This window comes from Luedemannella flava (assembly GCF_039528515.1).
Lineage (GTDB): Bacteria > Actinomycetota > Actinomycetes > Mycobacteriales > Micromonosporaceae > Luedemannella > Luedemannella flava.
Map to the genome: position 1 here is coordinate 1 of NZ_BAAALT010000211.1, position 2,378 is coordinate 2,378.

Sequence of the window (2,378 nt, forward strand, 5' to 3'; positions counted from 1 at the left end):
AGCTCGGGCAGCTCCAACATCACCGTCAGCGACGGCGGCAGCCCGCAGACGAGCGCCGCGCCGCAGACCAGCTCCGCGCCGCAGACGACCGCTGGGCCGACCGCTGGGCCGACCACGCAGGCGCCGGGCTCGGCCACGACCCTGAAGGCCGCCGCCAACCGCACCGGTCGGTACTTCGGCACCGCGATCGCTTCGGGCCGCCTCGGCGACTCGACGTACACCACCATCGCCAACCGCGAGTTCGACATGGTGACCGCGGAGAACGAGATGAAGATCGACGCCACCGAGCCCAACCGGGGGCAGTTCTCCTTCTCCAACGCCGACCGGGTCTACAACTGGGCCGTCCAGAACGGCAAGCGGGTGCGCGGCCACACGCTCGCCTGGCACTCGCAGCAGCCCGGCTGGATGCAGAGCCTGTCCGGCTCGTCGCTGCGGCAGGCGATGATCGACCACATCAACGGCGTGATGGGCTACTACAAGGGCAAGATCTACGCCTGGGACGTGGTGAACGAGGCGTTCGAGGACGGCAACAGCGGCGCACGCCGCAACTCCAACCTGCAGGGCACCGGCAACGACTGGATCGAGGTCGCGTTCCGTACCGCGCGCGCCGCCGACCCGGCCGCGAAACTCTGCTACAACGACTACAACACCGACAACTGGACCTGGGCCANGGGCTTCCAGTCGCACTTCAACGCGAACTCGCCGTACAACTCCAACTACCGCACCACGCTGCAGAGCTTCGCCGACCTCGGCGTTGACGTGCAGATCACCGAGCTGGACATCGAGGGCTCGGGCACCACGCAGGCCAACACGTACGCCGCCGTGGTCAACGACTGCCTCGCGGTCACGCGCTGCAACGGCATCACCGTGTGGGGCGTGCGCGACAGCGACTCGTGGCGCTCCAGCGGCACCCCGCTGCTGTTCGACGGCAACGGCAACAAGAAGGCCGCGTACACCTCGACGCTCAACGCCCTCAACGGCGGCGCGCCGAGCAACCCGACCACGACCGCGCCGACGACGACTCAGGGTGGTGGCGGTGGCGGCAGCTGCACCGCGACGCTCTCGGCGGGGCAGATCTGGGGCGACCGGTACAACCTCAACGTCTCCGTCTCCGGCTCCAACTCCTGGCGGGTGACGATGAACGTGCCTTCGCCCGCGCGGATCAGCTCCACCTGGAACGTCAACGCCACATGGCCCAGCAGCCAGGTTATGGTCGCCACCCCGAACGGTAGCGGCAACAACTTCGGCGTCACCATCATGACGAACGGCAACTGGACCTGGCCCACGGTCAGCTGCAGCACCAGCTGACCACTGTTCGACAGGTAGAGGGCACCGCCGTCCGGCTTCCGGGCGGCGGTGCCTTTCGCGTAGGCCACGTCGCGCCCGGCATGCAAGTTCCTGTCCTGGGCGCACGTGGCGCGCCGGCACCCGGAAGGGCGATCAGGACATTCACGGCCCGTATGCGCACGTCTTGGAAGCGCTTCCACCACGATCCGGGACGCGCGCGGCAGACCGCTTGCGGCGGTCGGCATCCGCCGTATTGACGCATGTCAGAGTCCGATGTAACGATCGCCTTACTTGCCAGGCGGGTACGTGCATCTATGGAAGCGCTTCCGGATCATGGCTCCTCCATCGGCAGGTGAGAACGGACGGTTGGCACGACCGCGCCCACCGACGCCGTCGCGCACCACCGAAACGACGTGCTCAGGCGTTGCCCTGCCCCCCACGCGTCGAGATCGACTCCACCATTCGTCCTCAGGGAAGGCAGCAACGTGTTCCAACGAATCCTGAGCCGCGGCAGGCGACGAACGTCGGTCATCGCCGGCGTTGGCGTCGTCGCGCTCGCGGCGAGCGGCGTCTGGCTGGCGACGACGTCAGCCAACGCCGGCACACTGTCCGGCACCATGTACCGGGACCCGGACTCCGCCGTCGTGAAGTGGGTCGCCGCGAACCCGAGCGACTCGCGCCGCAACGTCATCAACACGAACATCGCGAGCCAGCCCGCCGCGCGCTGGTTCGCGAACTTCAACCTGTCGACGGTCGCGTCCGAGGTCGGCTCGTACGTCAACGCCGCGAACGCGGCCGGTCAGGTGCCGGTGCTGTCGGTGTACGGCATCACCAACCGTGACTGTGGCGGCGCCAGCGCCGGCGGCGCGCCGGACCTGGCGACCTACAACCAGTGGGTGCGCACCTTCGCCCCGGCCCTGGGCAGTCAGACCTCCATCATCATCCTGGAGACCGACTCCATCGCGCTGCTGACCTGTCTGGACGCCAACGGCATCGCGGCGCGCAACAACGCGCTGTCGACCGCCGTGCGTGACATCAAGTCCGCGGCCCCGAACGCGAAGGTCTACCTCGACGGTGGCCACTCGGCGTGG

General features: G+C 68.2%; 2 protein-coding genes. Both read left to right on the forward strand.

All coding sequences use genetic code 11. The annotated features are described in order from the left end of the window. Nucleotides 1-18 precede the first annotated feature (18 nt). Nucleotides 19-1,308: a glycoside hydrolase family 10 protein gene (locus tag ABD211_RS26430; protein WP_344137521.1), complete on the forward strand. Its 1,290-nt coding sequence runs from the start codon at nt 19-21 to the stop codon at nt 1,306-1,308. A gap of 464 nt (nt 1,309-1,772) precedes the next feature. Then, the coding region (locus ABD211_RS26435; protein ID WP_344137518.1) for a glycoside hydrolase family 6 protein at nt 1,773-2,378 on the forward strand (606 nt) is incomplete at its 3' end.